This is a genomic window from Haladaptatus rarus, from assembly GCF_054177585.1.
Map to the genome: position 1 here is coordinate 111,707 of NZ_JBPEHG010000005.1, position 25,660 is coordinate 137,366.

The following is a 25,660-nucleotide window of genomic DNA, read 5'->3' on the forward strand; positions in this document are numbered from 1 at the left end:
CTCACTCCCCGATTCCCTTCTGCAGGTACCGGAGCGCGTGATGCCAGGCGTCAGCCGAAGCGTGCGCGTTGGCCTCGTTCGTTCCACCGAACCGATGTTCGCCGTCAGACGAATCATCCTCGCCGAACCGGTAGGGGACACGGACCGTATGGCCTGCGTCAGGGTATTCACGGTGCTCGAATGACCAGGGATGGTCGTGTCGCTCCAGTCGGTCGATGACGCGGTTCGAAAGCTCGGTCGATGGCCACACCGTGTCCCGTCCGCCGGGAACGAGCAACACCGGCCCATCGATATTTTCGACTTCGATCGTCGCCCGCTCCTTCTCTTCCGCCGTCGAGCGCTCTAACGCTAGTGTCGATGGATTCGGTGGCTTTTCGCCCAGCGACTCTTCGATCCCATCTTCCTCGTAGACGTATTTATCGACCGGGAGGAACGCGACCGGTTCACCGTTTAGCGTCCACGATGCACATCCTTCGTCGACGCCGTCCATCCACGACGGTGCAGGGAATGCGTAGCAGCTCGGAACGTACGAGATGACGACACCGATGGAGTCGAAATGTGTTCCGACGAGCAGGGACGCCTCCCCACCTCTAGAGAAGCCGAGCGCACCGACTCGATCACCGGCAACTTCCGGTTGGTCGAGTAGCCATTCGGCAGCGTCTCCGAAGTAGGAGAGTGGAATCTCGTGGAGAACGTCGGACACGCCGGGAGCGGCGAAGTATTCGACGCAGAGTGCTGTGTACCCGTGCTCGGCCAGTCGTGCAGCGTACGCTCGTTCGTATCCACCAGCACCCCCGCCACCGTGGAGCACCAGGACACCGGGATGCGGCCCCGAACCGAGCCCAGGGTACAGCCGACCAGTCAGATCATCGGTGCGGATCGGGCGACCCGACACGAACTCGTCGTACATATCTCTACGTGTCAACCGGTGGGTGATAAACGATGCTTTCGCCGCTTACGATACTAGGGTGGGATAGAGAGGGTCGCAGTTTATCATGTCCCTGGAGAATTTTCTTTCACTCGCCGATCGAATTTTCGAAGTGGGCGAGCGGTTCGAGTTTTGTCAACTCGTCGGTGAGTGTCCGCTCCATCACTCGCGTGTGTTCGGCATCGATGGGGTACTCTGACTCTTCGACGGCCTCTTTTGCGTGATTCATATCTGCCGCTTCCATGTAGTAGTAGATGTAATCGACGTCAGCCGTTGACTCGAAGAAGACCGATTCCGTGTATACGCCTTCGTTCGCCAGCGTTTCGAGCACCTCGTCCTCGCGCTGGGTGAGTTCGTCGAACCATTCTCGAAGTTCCTGTGTCTTTCCCGGTCGTATCTCACGGCGGACGAGGACGATATCGTTCATCGGTGGCGATTCGAGAACGACCGATATCAGAATTACTTTCCAGTGACATGTCTTCTCGGTCGGGGTGATCGATCACCACGAAAAGGGGTCCGAGTCCACCACGACCGGTGTCATTTCCGAAGAAGGTGAGACCGCGCTACGATTCGTCGTCCGTCTCGTCGTCTCGCATCTCGCTGAGCCGACCGATGAGTTCGTCGCTCGACGCGCCGCTATCGAACTCGATATCGCCGTCGTGAGTGTTCTCGTGAACGTTGACCGCGCTCGATTCGTCCATGTTCGAATCTTGCTCACGGTTCTGCTGCTCGGATTCATCGTAGCTTCCAAAACCCATGAACTGCAGTTTCGACCGCACTCACTAAAGTAGTGTGATGTGCTGATTCGTGAAGTTCGGTTTCATAACCGTTCTGCGGCCGTCGAACAGCGGAAACGGTGGGGTGTCGGATGCGGACGCTGGTCTCTCCAGCCGAGTTTTATCGAACCAGTGGCGCGACTTCGTCGCCGAGGCGTTCGACACATTCGACCATCGCGTCGGTGCCGATGCCGGGGTGGTACGTGCGGAAGATGAAGTGGATATCGTCGCCCAGCGTGTCGCGGTAATCCTGTAGCTCCTCGGCGACCTGTTTGGGCGTGCCGAAGATGGCCTGCTCTTTCAGTTCTGCTTTGCGCTCGGCGTCGAGTTCGTCCACCGACTCGCCGGAGAAGATCTCGGCGTACCGGCGTTGGATGTAGAAGTAGCCGGGTTTCATCGCTTTCCACGCCTCCTCGCGAGAGTCGGCGACGAACCCGTGCTGGAGGACGTACACCTCGAAGTCACCCTCGATGCCTTCGTTCTCTCGAACGCGCTCGATGTCCTCCTTGCGCTTTCGGACGCCCTCGATGGAGAGCGACGAGGGAGCACACCACGCGTCCGCGACGCGGGCCGCCCGCCGGACTGCAGGTTTGACCGCTCCGCCGAACATGATGGGAACCTTCGATTCGGGTTTCGGCGTCACGCTCACGTCGGGCGATACGTCGTGGAAGTCGGCGTCGTAGTCGAGCGAACCGTCGGACCACGACGCGCGCAGGAGGTTCGTCGTGTCGGTCAGTCGCTCGACGCGCTCCTCTCGGGGGACGCCGAACGACTCGAACTCGCGGGGATTCGAGCCGATGGCCAGACCGAGAGTGAGTCGTCCGTCGGAGAGCAGGGAGACGGTCGCAGCGTCTTCGGCGAGTCGAACGCCGTCGTACAGGGGTGCGAGCGCGATGCAAGTGCCGAGTTCGACGTTCTCGGTTCGGGCGGCCAGCGCCCCCAGAGACGGCATCGTCGCCGGGAGGTAGCCGTCGTCGGCGAAGTGGTGTTCCGATACCCACGCACTGTCGAGTCCCGCGGCGTCGATCGCTTCGCCGAGTTCCAGCATTTCGTCGTAGATCTCGGTCATCGAGCGGTCGTCGTCGGGGCGTCGCTGGCAGGTGAACAACCCTGTCCCGAGTTTCATACTCGGAAATCGAAGGGCGGCGTCTTAATCGTTTATAAAGACTGATGGGTAACATCTGTCTCCGGATTCTGACAATTTATACACAAGACATATATCGATGGTCGATGGGGTCGAAAGTATGGATGGACCGCTGACGAGTTCCGGCCCGAAGAAGCCCGAGAGTTCGATCCTCGATGCGTTCAAACCAGTGGCGGTGTTGCTCCTCTTGCTGGTGTTGCTCTTCGCCGCGTTGTACTTCCTCGGCTGACTTCGGCTACGGCTATCTGGATTCGGTCGTCTCCACCTGATTCTCACCCGTTCGTCTTCGGCCTTTTAGCTCACTTCGATCAGCCAGATAATCCTTTTCCGGTTATGTCTCGAAGTGAACCCATGGCTCACCGTAGACGAATCGCCGACCATTCCTTCCCGCTTCCGGCGTGGACACGAACCCCGTTCGTCGTCGTCGGGCTCGCGATACTCGCGCTCGGGTGGCGATACCTCGACGGTCTGCTCGCGGTGCAGTTCGAGTCGCAGGGTCGGCTCTCGCTCACGGCGATCTTCCTCTTCGTGGTCGTCGCCGTCACGACGCTCGTGGGCGTGGCCTTCGTCTCGACCGGGTTGGTGATTCCGGGTGCGTCGCGGTTTCCGGGCGTCCCCGCATTCGGTTTCTCCCGCCGTCAGCGGCGGTTCGTCGCCCGTGGTGCGTTACTGTCAGTGATCGGCCCGTTCGTTGGCGTCGTCGTCAGTCTCCTCTTCAGCCCGCTTCCGGGGGATTCGGTGTTCTCCCCGCTCGTGACGTTTCCGGTGATGCTCGGCTGGACGCTCGTCTGCTTCGGCCTTCTCGGGCATCTCGCCCAGGAACTCTATCTCCATCGGCTGGTTCCTCCCGCCTTCGCCGAATCGCTCGCGTCGATCTCGGGCGCGGTCGGTTCAAATCGCACGGCGACGGTTCGAACCCTCCTCGTGGTCGGCGGTGCTCCCGTCGTGCTCGCCGGGATGGTTCCCGTATTCATCGAGTGGCGGTCACCCATCGCCATCGGTTCGGTCGAGTTCGCGGTCGCCAGTGCTGTCTTCCACCTCGGACTGGTGCTCCCCGACTCGGGGCCGCGATACGCTGCGCTCTCACTGGTTCGGTCGCCGTCCCAGGACGACCTGACGTTTCTCGGCGGCCTCATTGCCGCCGCGAGTCCGCTCTTACTCTCGGCTCTGGTGGCACTCGTTCCGGTCTCGGCGCTCGTCTTCGCCCGGTCGGAGTTCGTCCTCCTCGGCTGGGCATTGGTGTTGCTCGGCTCGAACGAGCGATTTGGGGAGTCGCTGGACGTCGTCCGAGTGAAATCCGGTAGCTGACAGGGATTTTCGTTCGACTCGACTCTATTCTGTAGGGATAGCCAGGGTTTCCGAACCTTCTGACGAGCCCTCGTGAGCGATGCGAACGAGGACACCAGGACGAGGAACGGACGGGCTAGCGCGTTCATATGACTGACTGGTGTGGACTCAGCAGCCTGTCGGCCATGCGTGCGGTGGCGCGTGAAGGCACGCCCTGTGGGCGTGCCCGTGCGAGGGAAGAGCGACCGGGGCTTTCGACAATCCCGTCGCTGCGGAGACTCACCGACCAGAACAAGATCGATCTCGAGTCGAATGGTCGGGTTTCTTTGTTCGTGCAGTAAATTTCAGTACAAAAATCGATTCCAAATTCACCCTCGTCAACACCGCCGAACTCTTACTCGCGGTCACGGAGGTAGTGCACCATCACGAACACGACCATTCCTGCGATTACCCCTGCCGGAATGCCGACGATCAGGGAGGGCCAGATTCGCTCACGGAGCACTTCCGTGACGAGTGTGCCGACCACGAGAAACGAGAGCACTGCGATTCCGACTTCGACGAGGACATCTCGGACGTTCACGAGCGTGGCCACTCACCGGGAGGGGGTAAGATTTCCGGCGCACGCGAAGAAAATAGTCGAACGAACTGAACGTCGTCGACCGATCATCTGCCGACTATTCGACTATCCAGCTGATCGATTGCTCGACTACCCGATTACAAGACCATCCGGAGGCCTTTCTGGCCGTCGTCTTGCTGCTGGTCGTCGGTGTTGGTCGCGTTCGATTCGGCGACCTGCACGTTCTCGTTGACCTGCTCTGCGTTGGCGGTTCCGCCGTTCTCGGCGTACGCGACCGCGCTGTACTGTTCGTTGACGTTCAACTGCTGGACGTACTGTACCTGCGTGATGTCGGCGGCGGCGTGCTGTTCGTTGACCTGCTCGTCACCGTCGTCGTAGCTGACCGCCCACGAACTGTCACCCTTCACGTCCGTTCCGTCCATCACTGCAGTGGCTTTGTAGCTACCATCTTCGACGTTCACGGCGTTCGCCTCCGCGACCTGTGCGTTGAAGTTCGCCTGGTAGCTGACCTGCGTGGCCGTCGCTTCGCTGCAATCGACTGCGATGGCGACTGCCGGTTCTGCATGTTGATGTTCTGCTGGCTGACGTTCTGGAACTGGTTGACGTTCGCCGACGCACTCTGTGAGTTCGACTGTGCGCCGTCGCTGTTCGTTCGCTTCACGTCCGAGTCCGAGAAGTCACCCTGCATGTCGGCGGACGCCGTGACCTCCTCGACCGACTGCGGGTCGAAGTTGATCGCGGTGGCCTTGCCGACCTGGCGGTTCACGCTGTACTGACAGCTGATCTGCCACGCTTTGGCGACGCTGCCTTCACCGACCGCGATGGCGACTGCGACGCCCTGTTCGTTGACGTTCAACTGGGAGACGTTCTGGTACTGCCAGACGCTCGAATCGGCGTTCTGGGAATCGCCATCGCCGACGTTCGCTGCGGTAGCTTCGCCGTGCTGGATGTTCTGGTTCGACTGATAGCTACGCTGGTAGGCCCGAGCGTAGCTCCCGCCTTCCGCGATGGCGATCGCCGTACTCTGGCTGTTGTAGTTCAGCTGGTCGACGTCCTGATACTGGTCGACGTGCGCGTCAGCGGACTGCTCGCTCTCGTGGGAGTCGTCGCTGACGACCCAGCCGGAGAATTCACGCGAACTGGTCTCGCCCGCGAAGATGACGTAGACGTTCTTCACGTCTTTGAACGTCTTCTTCTTCGTCGCTTTCTTCGCGTTCACGGATTGGGCAACACCCGTCTGGGTGTTCGTGTTATCCTGGTAGGTGCGCTGGATCGCCTCAGCCTTCCCTCCGTCGATGGAGATGGCGACTGCGCTCCCCTGCTGGTTGATGTTCAACTGCTGGACGTCCTGGTACTGTATCACCTGTGAAGACGATTCTTGCGAGCTCGTCCCCACTTGATTCTGGTACTCATCGACCCACGTTTCGAGGTCGGTCGAGGACGTATCGGCACCGAAGACGACGTACACGTCGTCGCCGTTCGCGTGAACGACGCTGTCGTCTTGCCCTGCTGACGCGTCTCCGAGGGCGGCTACGTTTACCATCCCGATACTCATCGTCGAAACGACGAGCAACACTGCGAGTATCACACTGCGTCTCGTCTTTGATTTCCATACCATTCTTTCACCGGGTTCGTACCTTCGTTACGTTCTGGATCATCGTTTGATACTCAGGCATATCGCCGCAACTTGGTCTAAACCCGGTATTTACCTTTTTTATTGACAGTTTGAAAAACGGTAGACTGGGGCTATCAAGATGGTAGACGTCGTCTACCCATCGAATGACTGTCAACCCCGTTGAACGAGGGATATCACACTAGACGTTCTCAAACCGTAGACCATCGCCATCTGATGAACTGACTCCTGTGAAAAGTATGCTTCCGGATAGTTCTGCCCTGGCTTAGTAAAGTTTACTGATATGTTGGTAGAGACACGTCGAACGAGGAATACTAGCTTAACTGGGGGTTCTGTGACGGATTATTGATAAAATAGCCGAAAAGGGGAGCGAGAGGGGCGGTGTGTGCTGATACGACCGTAGCGACTCCGACCACCGGCATCGACTGTCTCCCGACAGTCACCGCGGATCGAAAGCTGGCGAACGACGACTCGCTGGGCACAACCCCCGATGGAAAGCCGAGACGTGGATGTACAACCGAATCCCGGATGTGTCGCCGAAAACGGTTGAATTACGACAGTGGCCGAAGTGAAAACAGTGGTCGTGTTACGACGACGGTGCGAACGTCCGAGTGGAACGACAACGCTGGTCGGTTACAGCGGTGCCCACGGTGGCTCACCGATCTGGTCGATTTGCTCACCTTCCGGATAGCGGATGAACTTCTCTTGACATCCTGTCCCGTATCGTTCGATGTGCCAGACGAGGGCATCGCCTGTGTCCGGCGTGCAGTCGGTCGCCGCGACACCGACGGCGGTGCCTGCCGACGTTCCCAAGAGCAGTCCCGAGACCGCTCCGACTGATACCGAAACCAGCAGGAGCGCCACGGCGACCCGATTCTCGTATCGTTTGGTTCCTCTTTTCCCCGACCCGCTTTCTCTGTCTCCCGATCTGTCGCCTCTATCTCCCGGTCGGTCGTCTTCCCCCATCATGGTCGCTCGAAACGAGTGATGCGCCACTCGACCTTTGTTATTCGGCGGTCGGTCGAGTCGTAATCGCTATTACCGATTCCGACCCGAAGATTCGCCGTGGGAACTCGCCAACTTCCGAAACGCCGTTCCGGTATGTCGTCATTACGAGTCGCTAGTGGGTGTGCAGATCGATGCTATGGTCGTTACGAGACCGTCAGTGACGGTCGCTTCCTCGGTGACGGACACCGTCTCATCTCTTGATGTGGAACAGTATCTCGAAGGGCAGTGGAACGACCTCAGTCGAGAAGCGCCACGAGGTCGGCGACGTCATGCTGTTCGAGTTGGAGCACCGTTTCGACGATCTCCGCCCGTCGTCTCTCGTCGTATCGGTCTTCGGCTATCCGATGGAACTTCGCTTCGATCTGTTCCCAGGACATCGAGTTGTTCGGATGTCCCTCGAAATCGTCTTTCTCGACGTGGTACGTCGTCCCGTCGGCCATCGTCACGTCGATGCTGGCAGGCATCTCACCCGACTCGAAGCGGTCGGTCAACGCCTCGTCTTCTTCCACTTCGACGGTTCGGAGGAGTTCCTGCACGTCGTCCCGCCGGATTCGCTCGGGCTCGTACTGTGCGTTTGTCATCTCCCGGTCGATGAGCGCGGCGGCGAGCATGTACGGCAGGGAGTGGTCGGCTTGTGCCTTCGTCTCGACTTCGTAGCGCGACCCCTCGCCGCCGCCGATGATGAGTTTCGCTCCTGCGAACGTGTCGAGATGGATCGACTCCACGTCGTCGGGGTCGATATCCTCGCGCTCCGCCAACTCGATGATCCCCTCAACCGCGGATTGGGCGTACGTCTCCGCGACGAACTTCTTCGTCATCACGTCGTGGACGTGCTCGCCCGGCGAGTAGTCCACGTCGAACTCGCCGGAGACGATGTGTTTCCACCCTTTCTGTCCCTCGAAGAGGTTCGTCGGGCCTTCGACGCCGTTCTTCGCCAACATCGCTGAGTAGACCGCGTTCCGGGCCGCGTTCGCGGACGCCAACCCCTTCCACTCAGAGATTCCCTCGGTTCGGGTCACACGGAGGGCATTGTGCGCGGTACCAGCGATTCCGACCGCCGACCGCGTGGCTTCGTGCTCCAGACCGAGCATCTTCGCGGCTCCCGCAGCCGACGAGACGATGGTGTGCGTGACGTGATCCCACCCTCTGTCGCGAACCGGCGCGTTCCACGCGAGTTCTCCCTGAACTTCGTACGCGATTCCGACGCCAGCCAGCAGGTCTTCCCCGGAGCGGTCGGCGTACTCCCCACACGCGATCACCGCCGCGATGTTGTCGCTCGGGTGCGGCGTCTCACCGGGTGCGAGAAACGAGTCCATGTAGTCGAGGTACCGGACGTATGCCGTGTTCAGCATCGTCGCGTCCGGTGGCGTAGCGGTTCCGGTCCCCCAGAGTGTGCAGTCACCCTCGCCCAGTTCTTCGACCGTCGCGCGAACGTCTTCGACCGGCTTCTCACCCATCGCACCGATAGCGATCCCCAGCGAGTCGAGGATTCGCTTTTTCAGTTCGTCTACAGTGTCCGCGGAAAATTCGTCGAACTCCGTCTCCGTGACGAAATCGGCTATCTCGGTCGTGGTCGTCATGCAACCGCATGCAACGTGGACGACCAAAAGCACCGACGGGCGTTCATCGGGTTCCGGCTGGGAAACTCCGCCTTACCAGCAGACCGGAGATCACCCCGGCGACCAGAGTATCTCGGCTTCGCCCCATCCGTTCTCGGTCCCGTGGCCTCCTTCTTCGTCGCTTCCATCCTCGTGGTCGTCCAGCCACGCGAACGCGAACAGGCGTCGCGCAGGGAGGCGCGTCAGCTCGCGTCCGTCATCGCTTTCGCCTCTCGCACCGTGCCAGCGAGTTCCGCCGCCTTCGAAATACGACCCTTCGACGTGTTCGAACTCGAACCCCGGATTCTCGAAGGCGTGGATTCCCTCTGCAGTGAAGACCGCGACGTCCGTCTCGCCGACCGTCGCCGTGACGACCTTTCCGGCATCCTCGACGCGAGCGAGTGGAAAGCCGAGCACGTCTCCGTCGGATTCGAGTCCGAGGACGACCGCCTTGGGGTCGATGTCCTCACGATGCCATTCGCGGGAGCCACCGCCACGGTGGGCGGACAGGCCGAACCCGTCGCGCTCGAAGTACGCCTGATACGGTTCGTCGTCGTAGTCTATCGGTTCCGGCTCGTCACCCGGCCCACTCGCCTCGCTATCGCCGCCTAGCGGCTGAAGGACGACACCGTCCGGATGGCGTTCGCGGAACTGCTCCCACGGAAGGAGTGCGCCGGGCAGTACGTCGAGCGATTCGCCGCGAAGTTCGCCCGAAATCGCTTCGCCACTCGATTGTTTCCACTCGGTTTCGGTCTCGCGGTCGTACATCACGAGGTCGTCGTCTGCGAGTTTACCCGACACACCGAAGGTGAGGGTGTTCCCACCGACTTCGCGCGAGTAGACGACTGCACTGCCACAGAGCGGACACCACGTCACTGCGATGGGTTCGTCCACCTCGTCGTTCACGATCTCGTGGTAGTGTAGAAAGCGAATCGGATAGGCCCGCGCAGCCCCTGTCTCGGTTTCGAATGCGACGACGCGGTCGTCGGGGTCGCCATCGTATCCGTCCCCGAATTCGGGGTCGTCTACGCTCGGGATAGCGTCAGGTGGAATGACCTGTCTGACGTTCATCATCGGTTCTTTCGCGTGAACGGATAAAAAATCGAGGGAGACGAGGGTTTCGGGCGGTTATCTCACAGTCGACATCGAGGTGGATATCTCACTTCGGATATCGAACGTACGGGCCGGGGAGCAACGCACGGAGCGAGAACGACCGACGCACTGGCTCGTCGTCTTGGCACATCTCGTCGGTACGTGCCGTCTCGGGTGTGGTCGCCTCTTCCGTTTTCGTTCCTGTGCCTATCATACCACGAATAAAACATCTAGACTTCCATTATTATGAGCCAGATAACACGACGACAAGGGAGGCATGAACTGAAATAGCGAGATGACTAATCGGTTAGCATGAACGTGCGAGAAGGGTATCGGCGGTTGGCAGTCGTCGCCGCGCTCTTCGCTATCATCGGTGTTGGAGTTCGTCGGCTTCGAGGAGTAGCCACGCGCACACGCGAAATTCCACTCAGTCCCCTCGTCGCACGAGGGCGCGTCGGTGCCGATTATCTTCGACGACACGACATTACGCAAGGGCAACTCCTGCCGGGTGAGATGGACGACATGGAGGAGTACGCTCGACCGGACTTCGACCCGGCAACGATCCATCCCGCAGTCCGGCGGTTCTACGAACACACTGCCGACTACGACCTCTCCTATTGCGTGAGGTGGCATCGTGGATTCCGATTGGGTGCTGCCCTCGCCGCCCGACTGACGAGTCGAATCGAACAGCTCAACCTCCCTGGGCCGTGGGAGTCTGCGACAGGGACGCTAACGAGTCGAATCGTCGCCATCGATGCGGACGACGACCCCCGCGACGGAGCGCGTGCGTGGATTCGAACCGACGAGTCGGGAACCGCCGTCTTCGTCGCCATCTACGCCAGCCACCTCAGGAACGGTTCGCGGTACGTCAACATCGCGGCTCCCCTTCCGTGGTCGAACCTGAGTACGGTGTTGTCCGTCCGGCCTCTCGACCGCGGTGACGGCCCGGCAGGGATCGAACTGACGACGAAGACGGCGACGAGCGACGAAGGGCTGTACTTCGTCACACTGCTCGGTGCCATCGCTCTCCCACTTCAGCAGACGTTTCGCGTGTGGGTCGACGACGAAGACGGAATTCGAGCACGTCACGAGATGTGGGTATTCGGCACGCGGTTCCTCACCGTCGATTACGAGGCTTCCGACCCATCCACCAACACGTATATTTAAATCGGGTAAGATTTTCGGATATGAAATTCAGCGACGCGAGTTCGTCGGTTCGGTCGGTACTCCTCGCCCGACCGGCCACGGTATTGCCGATGTTCCTCGCTGGAACAAGCGTCGGATTGGTGGCCCAGACGATCCCCATCGTCGGTGTCGCGCTCGCCTTCGCACTCCTTTTCGGAACGGGACGAATCGAAACCGCCGTCACCACGATAGAACAGATAGACGTCACCGGGTCGGAACTGACCGCGACGGAGATCGACAGACTCGGTGGGGTGATAGAGGGATTGTTCACGCTCGAAACAGTCGTCATCCTCCTCGTCTCCGTGGCTCTCGGAGTTGTCGTCCTGTTCGTCGCCCGTGCAATCGTCGGTGCAGCACAGGTTAATACGGTGACGGCGGCGCTCCGAGAAGTGCCTGCTATCCCGTCCGGCGTCGTCGGTGCGACCGAGGACTGGTGGACGTTCCTCGTGTTGGGTATCGTCCGCGCCCTCTCGTTTCTGCTGATATCTGCCCCGGTCGTCGTGTTCGGTGGTATCGCCGCGACCGAGAATCCCGTCGCCGTCCTCCTGGTCGTTCTCGCGGTTCTCGTCTGGTTCCCGTTGGCGTTCGTCGTCTATCTCCTCTTCTTGTTCGTCCCGCAGGCTATCGTCATCGACGGCGTCGGGGTGTGGGGTGGAATTCGTCGAAGTGGCGGGTTCATCCGACGGAATCCGTTCAGAGTCGCCGCCTACTTCGTCGTCGTCATCGGTCTCGTGGGGTTGTTCGGCTTCGTAACCGTCGTGTTCTCGCAGCTCGGAATCAGTCGCCTTCTCGGCATCGTCGTCGCGTTCGGTCTCACGCCGACGCTCGGCGTACTGAAGACGGCGCTGTATCTCGACGAACCGCCGGTCGAGTCCCGCAGTCGAGGATCGGTTCGGGGCGCATTCGGTCGTGGCCTCCGCGAACTCCGCTCGTTCGTCGTCTCGCTTCCAGGTTTCGTCGTCGTCGCGTTCAATCTGTTCCTCGTCGGGAGTTTGGTTGGCTGGTACGCTACTCGTTCGTTCGCCATCGACGGTGGGAGTTCGGGCATCTCGGAAAACATGTTCGGAGCGATTCCGCTCGACGTGTTCGTCACGCTGACGGCCAACAACTGGCTGGTCGCCATCTCGGCCGCTTATGCAGGACTTGGATTCGGCATTCCTACCGTCGTCGCCCTCCTGTTCAACGGTGTCATCGGTGGCGGTGTCGTCGGTCTGTTACCCGATACGACCCTCGCTCTCGCGCTCATCGTTCCACACGGAATAATCGAGATTCCTGCGCTGGCCATCGCAGGTGCACTCGGGCTTCATCTCGGTCGTACTGCGTGGTCGTTCGTCCGTGGCAGTGCCTCGGTAGACGACCTCGCGGTGGAACTTGTCAGGGCGTACTACGTCCTGCTCGGTCTCCTGCCGGTATTCGTCCTCGCAGCGTTCATCGAGGCGTTCGTGACGTGGTGGGTGGCCTCGCTTCTGATCTGAGTGCTCGTACACCGAACCGTCACTGGGCAATCTCTGCGAACTCGTTCGTATCCTCGTCGGTTCCGGCGATGACGAGTTGGTCGTCCCTCTGAATCACGAAGTCCGGGCCGAGGTCGGTGATGACCTCACCGTTCCGCTCGACTGCGATGACGGTACAGCCGGTTCGTGACCGAACGTCGGCATCTTCCAGGGTCTGTCCCGTGAGCTGTGGGGCGGTCGTCCGGACGATCTCTATCTGCTTGTCCGGCGAGATGATCTCTTCGCCTTCGAGGATGGTGGACGCGAGCATCCGTCCACTGACCGTTTCCAGTGCGAGCACGTAGTCCGCGCCTGCACTGTATAGCTTCCCGATGTTGTCGGTCTCGTTCGCTCGGGCGACGATCTCGACTCCCGGTGCGAGTTCACGGGCGACCAGCGTGGCGAAGATGGTCGTCGTGTCATCCGCGAGTGCGAGGATGAGTGCGTTCGCGTGTTCGATGCCAGCATCCCGTAAGGTGGTTTCGTCGGTCACGTCACCGACGACATCGATGTTCGGTTTGTCTTCGATATCGACGACGACGGTTCGCATCGCGGTCGATTGCATCGTCTCTTGAACCGTCGAGCCGACTTCCCCGTATCCGGCGACGATAACCGTCCCACGAGTCGGCGCTCGGTCACCTGAGAGCGTCATCTCCTTCAGTCGTTCGAGCTGGGTCTCCTGTCCAGCGACGACGAGGATGGTGCTCTCGTCCAACTCCGTATCGGGGGCCGGTGAACTCTGGAACTCGCCACGTCGCCACAGGCCGATGATGCTCGCGCCGGTTCGCTCGCGAATGTTGCTCTCCGCGAGTTTCGTCCCGCACACTTCACTCCCGTCCTGGATCGATAGCTCCACGATCTCGAAATCTTCGCCGATGATGACCGTCTCGCCGAGGTCGGTCGTCACCGACGCGGTCACCTTCTCCGCGAGGCTTTGCCCGAGGAGATGGCGCGGGGAGAACACCTGGTCTGCTCCGGCGTAGTGCAGATAGTTGGTCAGGTCGGGGTTCTCCACGAGGCTGATGACGCGCACTTCGTCGGAGACCTCCCGCACCGCGAGTGCGATACTGGCGTTCTGTTCGTCGGACGCATCCGCGATGACTGTATCTGCCTGCTCGACGTGTGCCCTCCTGAGCACTTCCGCGGATTCCGGGTCACCGTGGACGATGGAGATGTTCTGCTCGTACAGGTCGAGGGCTTCGTCGCGGTCTCTGACGATGACGACGAACTCCCGATCCCACGACCGAAGTTCGTCGATGAGCGTCTCCGCACGCGGCGAGTATCCACAGATGACGATGTGGCCTTCCAGTTTGTCGATGGTAGTCGGCGGACTCACGCGAAGCGCCTCCTGGATCCACGGCGCAACGAACAGCGGCAGGGCCATGAAGATGAGGAACACGCCCGTCATCTGCATCATGACCATCAGCAGCGTCATCCCGACCGAATCCCATTTGGCGGCGTCTTCACCGTATCCCGTCGTCGTGAACGTCTCGATGACGATGCTAAACGATTGGAGGAGGCTCCTGTCGATGCCCTCGAAGACCGCCATCCCCCACGAGTAGGCAAACGAGTACGCGACGAGTACCGTCATGAACGCACCAACATAGAGGAATACTCGTCGTCGCCGCTGTCGGTTCATTCTCGTCTTCGCAGTGTCATCGGGGAGACTTTACTCTGCCGTCCGACATCGACTTATCCGTCCCGCCCCGAGCATCTCTCATGTACACCGGGAAGACGGAACAGCCGTGCTGTCTCTGTGACGACCCGGACGCCCCCGTTCGAATCGACCTCCCACCGAGTGCAGTACCGGAGATGAAATACGGCGACCCCATCGCGTGGCGCGACATCGTCGGTGAGGTATCGATCCACTTCTGTGAGAGCGACTGGAACGTCGTTCGTGACCTCGTGTTAGATCTCGAGATGAGTCCTCTTCCCCGGTGTAACGTCGCCCGTGCATCGTTCGACCTCCGTGAGGACTTCGAAGCCTTGCTCGACAGCACCCGCGACGAACCAGACCAGAGTCGTGTCGAATCACGACTTCGAGAGAAGAGCGAGCGCGTCGTCGCGGAGTTCGGCGACGACTCCCTCCACAGCGACCGCGACCTCGTAGAAGCGCGGATCGTCCTGGGGACACTCGACGAGAAACGGGCGTAGATTCATATATTAGAACGGAACCAGACTCGGCGAGATGTCCCGCTGCGCAGTCACGTTTGTGATACTCGTCGCCTTGCATCCGTTCAGTTCAGTTCGTCTAGTCGGGAACTTGAACATCCTCGGGTGCATCATACCGCCTGATGACTTCCTATCGAGGCGCGGTTCTGGACGTAGATGGAACGCTCGTTCGCGGGAACGACCCCTTGCCGGGTGTGAGGGAGGGTGTAACCACCTTGCGCGAGGCAGGGATCGACCTCCTCCTCTTCTCGAACAATCCGACACAGCCACCCGAGCACTACGTCGACCGGCTCGGTACTCACAACGTCGCTATCGACGCCAACCAGGTGCTCACTTCGGCACTCGTCACGGCGGAGTTCCTCGAAACCGAACACGCCGAATGCGACCTGTTCGTCGTCGGCGAGACGTATCTCTGTGATCTCCTCAAGGAGCGTGGCTTCACTCTTCGGAACACCCCCGACGCCGCCGACGTCGTCGTCGCCTCGATCGACCGCGAGTTCGACTACGAGACGCTCACCGAGGCGTTCTGGGCGCTGGAAGACGGTGCCACGTTCGTCGGGACCGACCCGGACGTGACGATCCCCGCGTCGAAGCGGTTCGTCCCCGGAACGGGTGCCATCCTCAACGCTATCTCGGGAGTCGCAGATCGGGAGCCTGACCACGTGCTCGGAAAACCCTCCCGCGAAGCAGGAGCAGCAGCACTCGACCATCTCGGCATCCCAGCGGAGGACTGCCTCCTCGTCGGCGACCGACTCGACACCGACATCGCGCTCGGTGACCGCCTCGGAATGACGACGGTGCTCGTCCACTCGGGAGTGACGTCCTCGGACGACCTCGCGGGCGCAGGGGTGCAGCCGGACTACGTCATCGATTCCTTCGGGGAGATCGACGAGGTGCTCGGTGACCGGGCGTAGCAATCGGCTCTGAAGAAACGATTCCGTAGCAAATGACTCCCCGTCTCGAAGTCTTAGAGATCACCCTCTCTCGCCTGCTCTCGAATCTCCGATGCACGGTCGCGCATCGCTTCAACCTCGTTTTCTTCTTTCCCGTCGAGGTTGCTGTACACGAGCGCCATCCGGTAGTTGTCGCGGAGGTCGTCTTCGTTCGCGGCGAGAAAGTCCCAGTACAGTGCGTTGAAGGGGCAAGCGTCTTTGCCTTCCGTCTCCCCGACATCGTATCGACAGTGACGACAGAAATCGCTCATCCGGTCGATATACCGACCGCTTGCGGCGTATGGTTTGGTCGCTACTGCGTCCGTGCCGAAGACGCCCATCCCGACCACGTTCGGTGTCGTCACCCAGTGGTAGGCGTCGACGAATCCGAAGTGGAACCACCGATCGAGCTCCTGCGGGGTGACCGCGTAGAGAAGTGCGAAGTTCGAAAGCACCATCAGTCGCTCGATGTGGTGGCCGTAGCCGCGCTCCCGCACACGCTCGACCGCGTGATGGAGACAGTTCATCTCTGTCTCGCCAGTGTAATACAGCTCTGGCAGCCCTCTCCTCGCATCGAGCCGATTCGCGGACGCCATCTCGGGCATCCGCCTACGGTAGACGTGCCGCATGAACTCGCGCCACCCGAGCACCTGACGGACGAACCCCTCGACGCTGTTGATGGGTGCGCTGTCGGCGACCCCAGCTTCGGAAGCGTCGATCGCCGCCTCGATGACTTCACGCGGATGGAGGAGTCCGATATTGAGCGACGAGGAGAGCAGGGAGTGGTTCAGCGCCCACTCGGAATCGAGCATCGCGTCTTGATACGGCCCGAAGTCGGCGAGGTGGTACTGGAGGAAATGGTCGAGCGCGTCGAGCGCCTGCCCGCGCGTGACGGGCCACCGAAATCCATCGGGATTGCCCCACGTCTCGAACTCCCGTTCGACCCACGCCTGCACCTCGCGGGTCGTCTCGTCCGGTTCGAACGATGGTGTGTCTGGAAACTCGTGATCCGACGGTGGTGTCTCACGATTCTGCTCGTCGTAGTTCCACTTACCGCCGACAGGGTCGCCATCGTCCATCAGATAACCTGTCTGCTTTCGCGCCCAGCGATAGAACTGCTCGTGGCGAATCCGTTCGCTGTCGCCCGCCCAGTCGTCGAACTCCGCCAGTGAGACCAGAAACAGGTCGTTGGCCACGAGTTCGAGCTGTCCACCTGCGTCGGAGACCAGTTCCGCGAGTCGTTCGCCAGCACCGTGACTCGCGGGGGTCATCATCCGCAGTTCGTCGTCGGGAAACTCCTCGAAATGTGCTTCCAGTGCCTCGGAAAACGTCTCGGCCTGCCGGTAGACGACCTCTCGACCGACTTCTCGAAGCTCATCTCGAAAGTGACGCATCGCGCTATAGACCAGCATCAATTTCTGGGGATGGTACGGCATCCGGCGGGCGAAGTCGTGTGCCTCCACCAGCAGAACCCGTTCGTCCGCCCGGTCTGTAATCGGGCCGACCTGCGTGGTCAACTGGTCGCCAAGTACCCACACGGTCATAGGTCGGAGACGACTTCGAGTAGCAAAAGCGTACACCCCGACCAGCCGTGTCTCGTCCCTATTCGGTCACTTCGGGGGATTCCTCTGATACGATTGTACTGGACTGTACTGAAATATACTGAGCACCGTGACGAGCAGTCCGCCACGAGTCGGTCACACCCGATAGTTAACTCCGCTCCCGCCGTCCCTTTCTCCATGACTCTCTACGAGGCGGTCACCGACCTTCCGGTCGAGATCGAGACCTGTGAGTTCGAAACCCACGAACGCGAGACTTCCAGTGAGTTCACGCGCGTCACGACCGAGATCGTCCTTCGCGGTGGCGGTGAGACGGGTCGCGGCGAGGACGTAACCTACGAGGAAGACGACCAGCGCGCACTGGCCAACGCCTCGTTCGATGGGTCGGGCGAGCAAGGAGTCGATGTCACGGGTGGGTACACTTTCGACGAGTTCTCGACGCGACTGGCCGACCTCGATCTGTTCCCCCGCGGCCCGTCGCGTGCGGATTTCCGGCACTACCGACGGTGGGCATTCGAGAGCGCGGCGCTGGATTTGGCGCTCCGACAGGCAGATACCGACCTCCCGACCGTCCTCGATCGCACCGCGTTACCGATTCGGTTCGTCGTGAGCACGCGCCTGGGTGACCCACCGAGTGCGGAGCGCGTACGGCGGTGGCTCGACATCGACCCCGGACTCGCGTTCAAACTCGACGCCACGCCGGAGTGGTCTGCCGAACTCGTCTCGGAACTGGCGGAGACGGGCCGGATTCGAATCGTGGATCTGAAAGCACAGTACGAAGACACCGAAGTCGGCCAGTCGCCCGACCCCGACCTCTATCGTCGTGTGCGGGACGGACTGCCCGACGTGGTCATCGAGGACCCGGCGTACACCGACGAGACCGCGTCTATCCTCGACGCCGCCCGCGATAGGATTTCCTGGGATGTGCCGATTACGGGCGTCGAGAGCGTGGAATCGCTCTCGTTCGAACCGCACTGGCTGAACATCAAACCCTCGCGGTTCGGAAGCGTCGAATCGCTGTTCGCCACGCTCGAACGCTGTGAACGGCACGATATCCGGCTGTACGGCGGGGGCCAGTTCGAGTTGAGCATCGGGCGGGGTCAGATCCAACTGCTGGCGTCGCTGTTCTACCCGGACGCACCGAACGATGTCGCTCCGCGTGGTTACAACGACCCCGACCCCACCGCCGGCCTTCCGTCGAGTCCGCTCGAATCCCCGACCATCGAAGGATTCCGGTCGGTGTAGTCACTCCCGACGGATCTCGAAACAGGCTCCTCCATCGCGACCCTCACAGACCGAGACGGACCAACCGTGTGCCTCTGCGATTCCGTCCACGATCGACAGTCCCAATCCAGACCCGTTCTTTGCTGTCGTGTGTCCGTATTCGAACACCGATTCGCGCTCTTCCGGTGGGATTCCGGGACCGTCGTCCTCGACGTAGAAACCACTGACGAACTCGTCCGTCGAGCCGTTCATCTCCTTGTTTCCGGATGCGTCGTCGAGTTTCCCGACGTGAACTGTCGTCGTACTCCCTGCATGTTCGATGGCGTTTCGAAAGAGGTTCTCGAACAGTTCCTGGAGTCTTCCTCTGTCGGCCCTCACCGTTCCAAGCGAATCCACGATCAGGGTGCTCTCCTGTGTATCGGCGTTCGTCCACGCCTGTCGAACTACCGTCGTCAGTTCGACCGGCTCCGTATCGCTGACGACCAACCCTTGTCGTGCGAGCGTCAACAGGTCGCCGATGAGACTTCCCATCCGTCCGAGGGCGTTCCTCGTCTTGTCGAAGTGGTGTTCGTCGCCCCGCTCTCTGGCGAGTTCGAGGTGGCCCTGTGCGACGTTGAGTGGGTTACGAAGGTCGTGTGAGACGACGCTGGCGAACTCTTCGAGGCGCTCGTTCTGCCGTTTGAGTTCCTGTTTTCGCTGTTTTCGCTCCGTCACGTCACGCGCAGAGCCGAGTTGTGCCATCTCGCCCTCGTAGCTGATGATACGCACGTTGAACTCCACGTGTCGAACGTCACCACCCTTCGTCACGACACGCGCTTCGTAGTGTGGCGAGTCGCCGTTACGCATTCGTTCACTTGCGATCTCCTTGACCCGTTCTCGGTCGTCGGGGTGCAAGAGCTCCCATATCTTCATCTCCCCGAGCTCGTCTCGGGAGTACCCGCTGAGGTCACACACGCGCTGGTTGACGAACACGAACTGATCGTCTCGATAGATGTAGATCGCGTCGTGACTCTGTTCGACCAACGTTCGATATTTCTCTTCACTTTCGCGGAGGGCGGTCTGTGAATGGATGCGCCGAAGTGCTTCGGACGTATGTGAGAGGAGTAACTCTGCCAGCTCGGCGTCCTCCTGGTCGAATGCGCCGACCTCCCGTGACCCGGCCTGGAATATCCCTTCCTCGCCGATCGGGGCACTCAGAAGTGACCGATATTCGTCCTGTGCTGGAACGGCGTCCGCAACTCCGTGCAGGTCGTCGAAGATGAGCGTCTCGTGGTTCTGGTACGTCTGTCCGGCGATCCCCTCGTCGACGCGAAGCTGGTTGTACCCGTCGTCGGTCATCCCCGTCGAGATGGCTTTCGGGATGAAGTAGCCATCTTCGACGAGGTCGACGCCACTGATGTCGAATTCGAGGATGCTCTCTGCGGCGTCGATGGTCAACTCGCATATCTCATCCGCCGTCTGACAGGCCTCCATCTCCGAGGCGACTTCGTGGAGTTCTTCGATCTTCTGTTTCTCGTTGCGGAGTGCCGCCTTGATGCGCTCGTGCTCTGCGATGCTCCTCAGCACGCCGACGGTTCCGAGAAACTCGTCGCCGTGTGTGAGCAGGCCGATACGAGTTTCACACGGGACTGATCGCCCATCTTCCGTGTGGAGTGTCATCTGGAGCTTCCCGACGTCCTTTTTCCCCTGAAGGAGGTCACGGATGACTCGGTCGCCTCTAGCCACGTCGGTATCGTCCAACAGGATGGAAACGTGTTCTCCGACGAGCGTGTCCCGGTCGTATCCGGATATCTCCGTCAGGGTGTCGTTGACTGCGGTTATCTCACCCTCCGTATCCAGGGTGTAGACGCCGTCACCCATCGCCTGTACGATGGATTTGTACCGATCGGATCGCTCTTTCGCCCGACGGGCGTCTGTGACCGCTCGTTCGACCGCGTCGACGAGTACGGCGACTCGTGTCTCGTCCGTTTCGGCGGGGACGTACTCTGAAACGCCTGCCATGATGGCCTTCCACGCGACACCTTCGTCGCCGGTCGTCGTACAGAGCACGAAGGGGAAATTCGGGTTTCGGTCACGAACTTGCTCTAACAGGGAGATGCCGTTTCCCGCTGGAAGCTCGTACCCACTGACGATGCAGTCGACACTTTCGTCCGATACAGCATCGAGGATCGCTTGCTCGTCGTCTGCAGTGTGAAATGATAGCTCTGATGAACTTTCTAATTCACCTACTTGTATACCTGTGTCGGCGGTGGGACCGAGGTACAGCACCCGAATATCGGTTTGCATACTATTGTTTCTTAGTCAGACATAGAACTACTCCCCTGAAAATCAATACTATTTTCAGACGTCATTATTAGCTAATCAAATCGAATTGTTTGAATCTCTCTATAACCGTCCGATAAGGTTCTCTTTGCAAATGGCCATCCTGTGAGGTGTGGTCATTGTATGTTAAGTAAATAATGATTTTGGCTATAATCCTTTTACTTATATATTTAATAACAAACTTTACTGTTACGCAGGTTGAGTTTTCAACGTTACTCAATGAAGTCCATCTCATACTTAGAATCAAGAGACGAGACCCGATTATATGTCTTCTAGGTGTTTTACAATCCTCTCTTCGAGTTCATAATCGGCTCTATTGACCGGTAGTTGTCCCCATAAGAATCTAAAAACAGACCTAGGAACCCCCGCCATACACAGCCTCACCAATTCCCGAACCGACCGAATCCAACGAGTAAACGCGCAGTAGAGACCATCCTTCTCTGTCTTTCCTGTGATGAAATGGCGTCCACCGTCACAACGAAACTCTTCATAATCGGCTCTCGTCTATCGATTTTGTCCAGTTATGAAATCCGACGAGCCGCATACCTTCCAGAATAAATATCACTAGCCGTCGCGATGAAGACTAACCCGACACGTTCTGTTGACGAGGCCCTCTTCGTTCTCTCCCCCACTGTCTACTCATCGTTGAAATTCGACCCGCGTCATACCTCCCCTTTGCGGGAGAGACGGTCGATAATGAACAACAGAGGGATGGCACTCCTTCCACGAGCAAGGGAGTCGACTCCTGTCCCCACGAAATCGATCATGAATCGTGGCCGTCGAGTCGATCGCGCAACCACCCAACTGGATATATGGCTGTCATTCCTGGCGTGTCGATACGGAACTGCTGGGGCGGCGTCGTCTCCGCATACGTCTTTTCGACACGTGGCGTTCCCTCGAGCGGGTCGTTCAACGCCGCAAGCACCTTGTGGCCAGCAGCCTGTTTTGGCACGACCCAAATTGCCTCCTCGACATCGCTGTCAGCCATTTTATCGAAATCCTCGGGAACAGCCCGTCGGATGTCATGGTTAACGCGCTCAACTTCACCTGCAACGACGATTTCACCATCGGCATCGAGGCCAGCAACGTCGAGACGACGCTGCTCGTCGATCTCATAGTAGGGGACGACGTCGACGACAGCTGACTTCGCGTTCTGTACATATTCGTGGTCGAGATACTGCCGCAGGACTTCAACTGCAAAGACGTGCTCGGTGGATTCTTCGAGGTCACCGCGCCCATGGCCATAATCAACATCTTGCCGATAACTCTCACCAATCACGGCTCGCCCATCGGACGTGACCGTATACAACCGGTGTGGGTGATCGGTATCGTGCCTCAGCAGATCAGCATCGAGCAGTGCTCGCACCGCATCAGAGCCGATACCAACGTACTCCTGCAGACGGAGCATCGAATCTGTGAGTAGATCGTACTCCAACGGGTCGTAGCGCAACTGCTGGGCATTATACACCGCCTGTAAGAACAATAACTGTTTCACCGACCACTCTGAAGCGTCGATTTCTACAGGTGCCAGCTTGAGATTGAACTCACAGATAGGAATGTCGTCGCGGTCGACGGTATCGAGTGAGTGACAGCACTCGATGGCACGGAGCATTCCTTCGGTCGATGGATCATACCGGTTCTCACATCGGAGACATCGAAGGGAGTGTGTATCCTCGTCGTAGGCCACACACGTCGGAATCCGCTCCGTATGTGGAAAGAGAGTATCGACTCGGACAGTCGACTGCGTGGCCGATTCGTCAGTCGCATCCGAATCCGCGTCTGTGTCGGTCTCACCCATCTCCCCCCTGTTCGTCATTGCCTCAACCTGCGCGAGCCCTGCGTCCAGGAAGGTCTGTGATTTGAGCCGGTAGAACGCAGCCTCGAACAATAGTTTATCAGTCCCTGAAAGCGGTTGGTCACTCGCAGGATGGCCCGGCAGTGCGGGCAGCGATTTCGCGAGAAACGGCCGCACCGTGGGGGTATCGAACCCAGACCCCGGACGGACGAGCCACTCACCACTCGGCATCGCAGCGAGCCGACGCTTGAGCGCGTGTGGCGGCATGTCGGGCGTGGCCAAGGCCTCTGCAAGCTGCTCTGCAAGAGAGACGTTGCCAGCGACGACCGTCGCGATCTCGTTGAGTGCTTCTTCGTACGTGTTACTGTCTGGATCAGCGGAGTCAAGTTGGGCAGGAAACTGCACCCCAAGTGCGATAGAGAGACCGAACGACCGCCCCTGTGAAAGCAGTGTGTCCATCAGCTTCGTGTCGGCCACATCAGCCGCTTCGTCGAAATAACAATTCACTTGGGGCGAATTCGCTGCTGCCTGTAGATTTTCGGCACGGGCTTTGAGTGCCGTCCAGAGATTTGAGAGCAAGACAAGGGTGAGCGTGCGCTTGACGCTGGCTTCCATCCCCCCGAAATCGAAGACGATGACCGTGTCCTCGTCGATCTCCTCTGAGAAATCGAAGTGTGGGTCGTGACCCCCCGATTCTTCACCGCCGATGTGCTCGCTCCGCTCATGGGCTGCAACGTGGTCGAACAGCGGGGCAAGCCGTCCATCCGTGGCGACCGTCTCGACACGGCCGGTCGCCCCACCCATGATACCTTTGAACATATCGCGGTCACGCTCGCCAAGTCCGGTAAAGTAGCGTGCGAGCGCGTCTTCGGAGACCGAGGGCAGTGTCTCTTGCTTTTCGATGGCCTGGAGTTCTCTATAGAGGTCGGCATGCGCGAAGGCATCAGCACCGTGAATCGGGTCGAATAACGCCCGAATGGTATTTCGAATCGCCTTCCGTGACTCGGGTGCGCGACTGTACTGTTTGCCACCCATGACGCCCGCGAGAATTTCTTCGTAATGGCCCGCCTTGCGCGAGCGTGCTTCCTCGCGTGACACGCCAGCTTCGAGAAGCGGTCTGATATCGAAAAACGAGAGCGCTGGCAGCACCTCCGTCAGGTCGAAATACAGGATCTCTCGCTCGTCGTCCAACCGACCGTACGTTCCATGATACATCTGGAGTAACTCCGTCGCCGTCCCTGCTTTATGAAAGAAGAAGATATCGGGCCCATCGGTCGCGTCGAGATTCGTCAGCGCGGCCATCATCATCAGGATGCTTTTGCCACTGCCGGTATCACCGACGATGAACGCGTGCCGACGTTGGTCTTCGGGACGGATACAGAGGGCATGACCGTATGGATGGCGGTCGTGGGTGAGAGGCATTCCGATTGCTTGCCCGGGCGGGACATATCGTGCCAGCTCCTGTGGCGAGGGGAGGACCAGTCCCGTGCGTTCTGCATACCGTGTTGCTAACGCGCGCTTGCCACTCGGCGTGAGTGCGCCACCGTCGAGGAGACAGAAACCCGGTAGTTCGGCCGGCGTGACGATCAATCCCGTGCTCGTATTGCTGGTGAATGGAAACGCACTTTTCGTCGTTTCGTAGGTTGGGTCGTCGACTGTCCGTTCACAGAGGGCATCGTAAATCTGTGTTCCCTCCGGTGTCTCACCGTACGTCCGCCCCGCACTGTCTGTCGCGACACGTCCCGTAATCGTATGGTCACTACCACCGAGATGGCCGAGTGTGCTTGCGAGACGACGAGCGACCTGGTCGGCCTGATCCGGGGTGTGACGCGTGAGTGCAACAGCACATGCCGAGACGGTGAGCGTTCGCCGCAGGTCTCGGTCTCTGATGGCTTCCAGTCGGTCGCGGTACATCTGCGGTGGGTCGGCGTCGTCGGATGCAGCTTCGGGAAATAGTTCGTTCCAGATTCGGTCGCCGATGGTGACCGTTCCTTGTTCGAGATTCGTGCAGTGAACCTCGGCCGACGTGTGGTCGTCGCCACGCAATCGACAGACGACTTGATAGACGACGGGTACCTCAGCAGTGCTGATTGCTTCGATGAGCGTCGCTAATGGAATCCGTGCAGACTGGGTCTGTACATTCGATCGCTTCGTTCGAGATGTGGTTGTGTGATTCCTTTTTGCGCTCATTGTCCCCTGTGTTCGCTCATAGAGCGCGGTGAGTGGCAACTGCCAATCCTGGCGCATCGTGGCATTGCCTTCGTATTCCACACCGGCGGCGTATGGCTTGGCTAATCGGTGAGGATCGACGGTTTGCGTGTCGGTCGTCTCTGTTGTTTCACGTGCTGTTGCTGAAGTCGTCGGTGTGCTATGGCCATCCTGTGCGACGAGCGGAAGGTGGTCTTCGACGAATCGGGGGTGGAACTCCACCTCGCTGAATTCGTAGGTCTGTGGAAAACATGTTCGGAGGACGCCCTCGAGGTCAACGAGCAGCTCATCGTCAGTACTGCCGACGAGATAGCGAACGCTTGAATCTGGCCGGCCATCGGCGACGAGCAACCACTCGATGCGAGGAACGTGTGTCGAACGGGTGAGTGCGTGTCGAAGTCCCGTCTTCGTACGCTCATTCAAGAGGGAGTACAACACGTCCATCGCTTGGACGACGTCGGTCGGATTGAGCTGGGTTTCCGTGGGACGGATTTCAAGATACGTGCGCGGTGTGGGTGGGTCTGGTGCTGGTGGGAGGTCGTCTGGTTCGATATCAACCGGGACTGGCAGTGGGTCTGTCGTTAGGGTGTCGAGCGAGTCGGTGGTGTCGGTGGCAGGTGTGGTTTCATCGAGTGCCATAACTGTGCGGGCTGTGGGCTGGTGCGGCTGACTGGTGTGTTCGTGCGTCAGCGGGTGTGACAATCGATGACGCGCACGCCGTATTCTT

22 protein-coding genes are annotated in these 25,660 nt (G+C 59.6%); 7 read left to right on the plus strand and 15 right to left on the minus strand.

Annotated features, from left to right (window positions below; all coding sequences use genetic code 11):
* Position 1: 1 nt before the first annotated feature.
* The 4 genes from ACR3FE_RS13525 to ACR3FE_RS13540 form a co-directional block, all read right to left on the minus strand.
* Positions 2 to 910 (minus strand): acyl-CoA thioester hydrolase/BAAT C-terminal domain-containing protein, encoded by a 909-nt coding sequence (locus ACR3FE_RS13525; RefSeq protein ID WP_458207679.1) that lies wholly within the window; start codon positions 908 to 910, stop codon positions 2 to 4.
* A gap of 106 nt (positions 911 to 1,016) precedes the next feature.
* The gene (locus ACR3FE_RS13530; RefSeq protein ID WP_458207680.1) at positions 1,017 to 1,355 is read right to left on the minus strand and encodes a DUF6176 family protein; all 339 of its coding nucleotides are present in this window, start codon (positions 1,353 to 1,355) and stop codon (positions 1,017 to 1,019) included.
* A 136-nt stretch (positions 1,356 to 1,491) separates the two neighbouring features.
* Entirely contained in the window at positions 1,492 to 1,686 is a 195-nt protein-coding gene (locus ACR3FE_RS13535; RefSeq protein ID WP_458207681.1) for a DUF5786 family protein, read from the minus strand.
* 139 nt (positions 1,687 to 1,825) lie between these two features.
* Complete coding sequence (locus ACR3FE_RS13540; RefSeq protein ID WP_458207682.1) at positions 1,826 to 2,830, minus strand: LLM class flavin-dependent oxidoreductase; 1,005 nt, start codon at positions 2,828 to 2,830, stop codon at positions 1,826 to 1,828.
* 118 nt (positions 2,831 to 2,948) lie between these two features.
* Between ACR3FE_RS13540 and ACR3FE_RS13545 the strand changes: the two genes are divergently transcribed.
* Positions 2,949 to 3,077, plus strand: a complete 129-nt coding sequence (locus ACR3FE_RS13545) for a hypothetical protein (RefSeq protein ID WP_458207683.1) — start codon at positions 2,949 to 2,951, stop codon at positions 3,075 to 3,077.
* A 122-nt stretch (positions 3,078 to 3,199) separates the two neighbouring features.
* Positions 3,200 to 4,156 (plus strand): hypothetical protein, encoded by a 957-nt coding sequence (locus ACR3FE_RS13550; protein ID WP_458207684.1) that lies wholly within the window; start codon positions 3,200 to 3,202, stop codon positions 4,154 to 4,156.
* A 373-nt stretch (positions 4,157 to 4,529) separates the two neighbouring features.
* On the opposite strand, the gene ACR3FE_RS13555 is transcribed toward ACR3FE_RS13550, so the two are convergent.
* From ACR3FE_RS13555 to ACR3FE_RS13585, 7 genes are all read right to left on the minus strand, one after another.
* Complete coding sequence (locus tag ACR3FE_RS13555) at positions 4,530 to 4,715, minus strand: DUF8147 domain-containing protein (protein WP_458207685.1); 186 nt, start codon at positions 4,713 to 4,715, stop codon at positions 4,530 to 4,532.
* A 134-nt stretch (positions 4,716 to 4,849) separates the two neighbouring features.
* A complete protein-coding gene (locus tag ACR3FE_RS13560; protein WP_458207686.1) occupies positions 4,850 to 5,173 on the minus strand; it encodes a hypothetical protein in 324 nt (107 codons plus the stop codon).
* Entirely contained in the window at positions 5,170 to 6,300 is a 1,131-nt protein-coding gene (locus tag ACR3FE_RS13565) for a hypothetical protein (RefSeq protein WP_458207687.1), read from the minus strand. The genes ACR3FE_RS13560 and ACR3FE_RS13565 overlap by 4 nt, the downstream gene beginning before the upstream one ends.
* A gap of 678 nt (positions 6,301 to 6,978) precedes the next feature.
* Complete coding sequence (locus tag ACR3FE_RS13570; RefSeq protein ID WP_458207688.1) at positions 6,979 to 7,314, minus strand: hypothetical protein; 336 nt, start codon at positions 7,312 to 7,314, stop codon at positions 6,979 to 6,981.
* A gap of 275 nt (positions 7,315 to 7,589) precedes the next feature.
* A complete protein-coding gene (locus ACR3FE_RS13575) occupies positions 7,590 to 8,933 on the minus strand; it encodes an MmgE/PrpD family protein (RefSeq protein WP_458207689.1) in 1,344 nt (447 codons plus the stop codon).
* A gap of 90 nt (positions 8,934 to 9,023) precedes the next feature.
* Positions 9,024 to 10,022 (minus strand): DUF3179 domain-containing protein, encoded by a 999-nt coding sequence (locus ACR3FE_RS13580; protein ID WP_458207690.1) that lies wholly within the window; start codon positions 10,020 to 10,022, stop codon positions 9,024 to 9,026.
* Positions 10,023 to 10,110: 88 nt separating this feature from the next.
* A complete protein-coding gene (locus ACR3FE_RS13585) occupies positions 10,111 to 10,257 on the minus strand; it encodes a hypothetical protein (protein ID WP_458207691.1) in 147 nt (48 codons plus the stop codon).
* Between the two features lie 98 nt (positions 10,258 to 10,355).
* On the opposite strand from ACR3FE_RS13585, the gene ACR3FE_RS13590 reads away from it, so the two are divergent.
* Both ACR3FE_RS13590 and ACR3FE_RS13595 read left to right on the plus strand, forming a co-directional pair.
* A complete protein-coding gene (locus ACR3FE_RS13590; protein ID WP_458207692.1) occupies positions 10,356 to 11,210 on the plus strand; it encodes a hypothetical protein in 855 nt (284 codons plus the stop codon).
* Between the two features lie 20 nt (positions 11,211 to 11,230).
* On the plus strand, positions 11,231 to 12,703 hold the full coding sequence (locus ACR3FE_RS13595; protein WP_458207693.1) for a stage II sporulation protein M: 1,473 nt from the start codon (positions 11,231 to 11,233) through the stop codon (positions 12,701 to 12,703).
* A gap of 19 nt (positions 12,704 to 12,722) precedes the next feature.
* On the opposite strand, the gene ACR3FE_RS13600 is transcribed toward ACR3FE_RS13595, so the two are convergent.
* Entirely contained in the window at positions 12,723 to 14,360 is a 1,638-nt protein-coding gene (locus ACR3FE_RS13600; protein ID WP_458207694.1) for a potassium channel family protein, read from the minus strand.
* An 80-nt stretch (positions 14,361 to 14,440) separates the two neighbouring features.
* Between ACR3FE_RS13600 and ACR3FE_RS13605 the strand changes: the two genes are divergently transcribed.
* Positions 14,441 to 14,875 carry a DUF7960 family protein gene (locus ACR3FE_RS13605; RefSeq protein ID WP_458207695.1) on the plus strand — a complete coding sequence of 145 codons (435 nt, stop codon included), beginning with the start codon at positions 14,441 to 14,443 and terminating at the stop codon, positions 14,873 to 14,875.
* A 140-nt stretch (positions 14,876 to 15,015) separates the two neighbouring features.
* Positions 15,016 to 15,807, plus strand: a complete 792-nt coding sequence (locus ACR3FE_RS13610) for an HAD-IIA family hydrolase (RefSeq protein WP_458207696.1) — start codon at positions 15,016 to 15,018, stop codon at positions 15,805 to 15,807.
* A 53-nt stretch (positions 15,808 to 15,860) separates the two neighbouring features.
* Here ACR3FE_RS13610 and ACR3FE_RS13615 read toward each other — a convergent pair whose 3' ends face one another.
* Positions 15,861 to 17,369 carry a cryptochrome/photolyase family protein gene (locus tag ACR3FE_RS13615; protein ID WP_458207697.1) on the minus strand — a complete coding sequence of 503 codons (1,509 nt, stop codon included), beginning with the start codon at positions 17,367 to 17,369 and terminating at the stop codon, positions 15,861 to 15,863.
* A gap of 195 nt (positions 17,370 to 17,564) precedes the next feature.
* Between ACR3FE_RS13615 and ACR3FE_RS13620 the strand changes: the two genes are divergently transcribed.
* Positions 17,565 to 18,629, plus strand: coding sequence for a hypothetical protein (locus ACR3FE_RS13620; RefSeq protein ID WP_458207698.1), 1,065 nt, complete (start codon positions 17,565 to 17,567; stop codon positions 18,627 to 18,629).
* On the opposite strand, the gene ACR3FE_RS13625 is transcribed toward ACR3FE_RS13620, so the two are convergent.
* Positions 18,630 to 20,894 (minus strand): PAS domain S-box protein, encoded by a 2,265-nt coding sequence (locus ACR3FE_RS13625; protein ID WP_458207699.1) that lies wholly within the window; start codon positions 20,892 to 20,894, stop codon positions 18,630 to 18,632.
* Between the two features lie 799 nt (positions 20,895 to 21,693).
* Positions 21,694 to 25,572, minus strand: a complete 3,879-nt coding sequence (locus ACR3FE_RS13630) for a type IV secretory system conjugative DNA transfer family protein (protein ID WP_458207700.1) — start codon at positions 25,570 to 25,572, stop codon at positions 21,694 to 21,696.
* Positions 25,573 to 25,660: the final 88 nt, after the last annotated feature.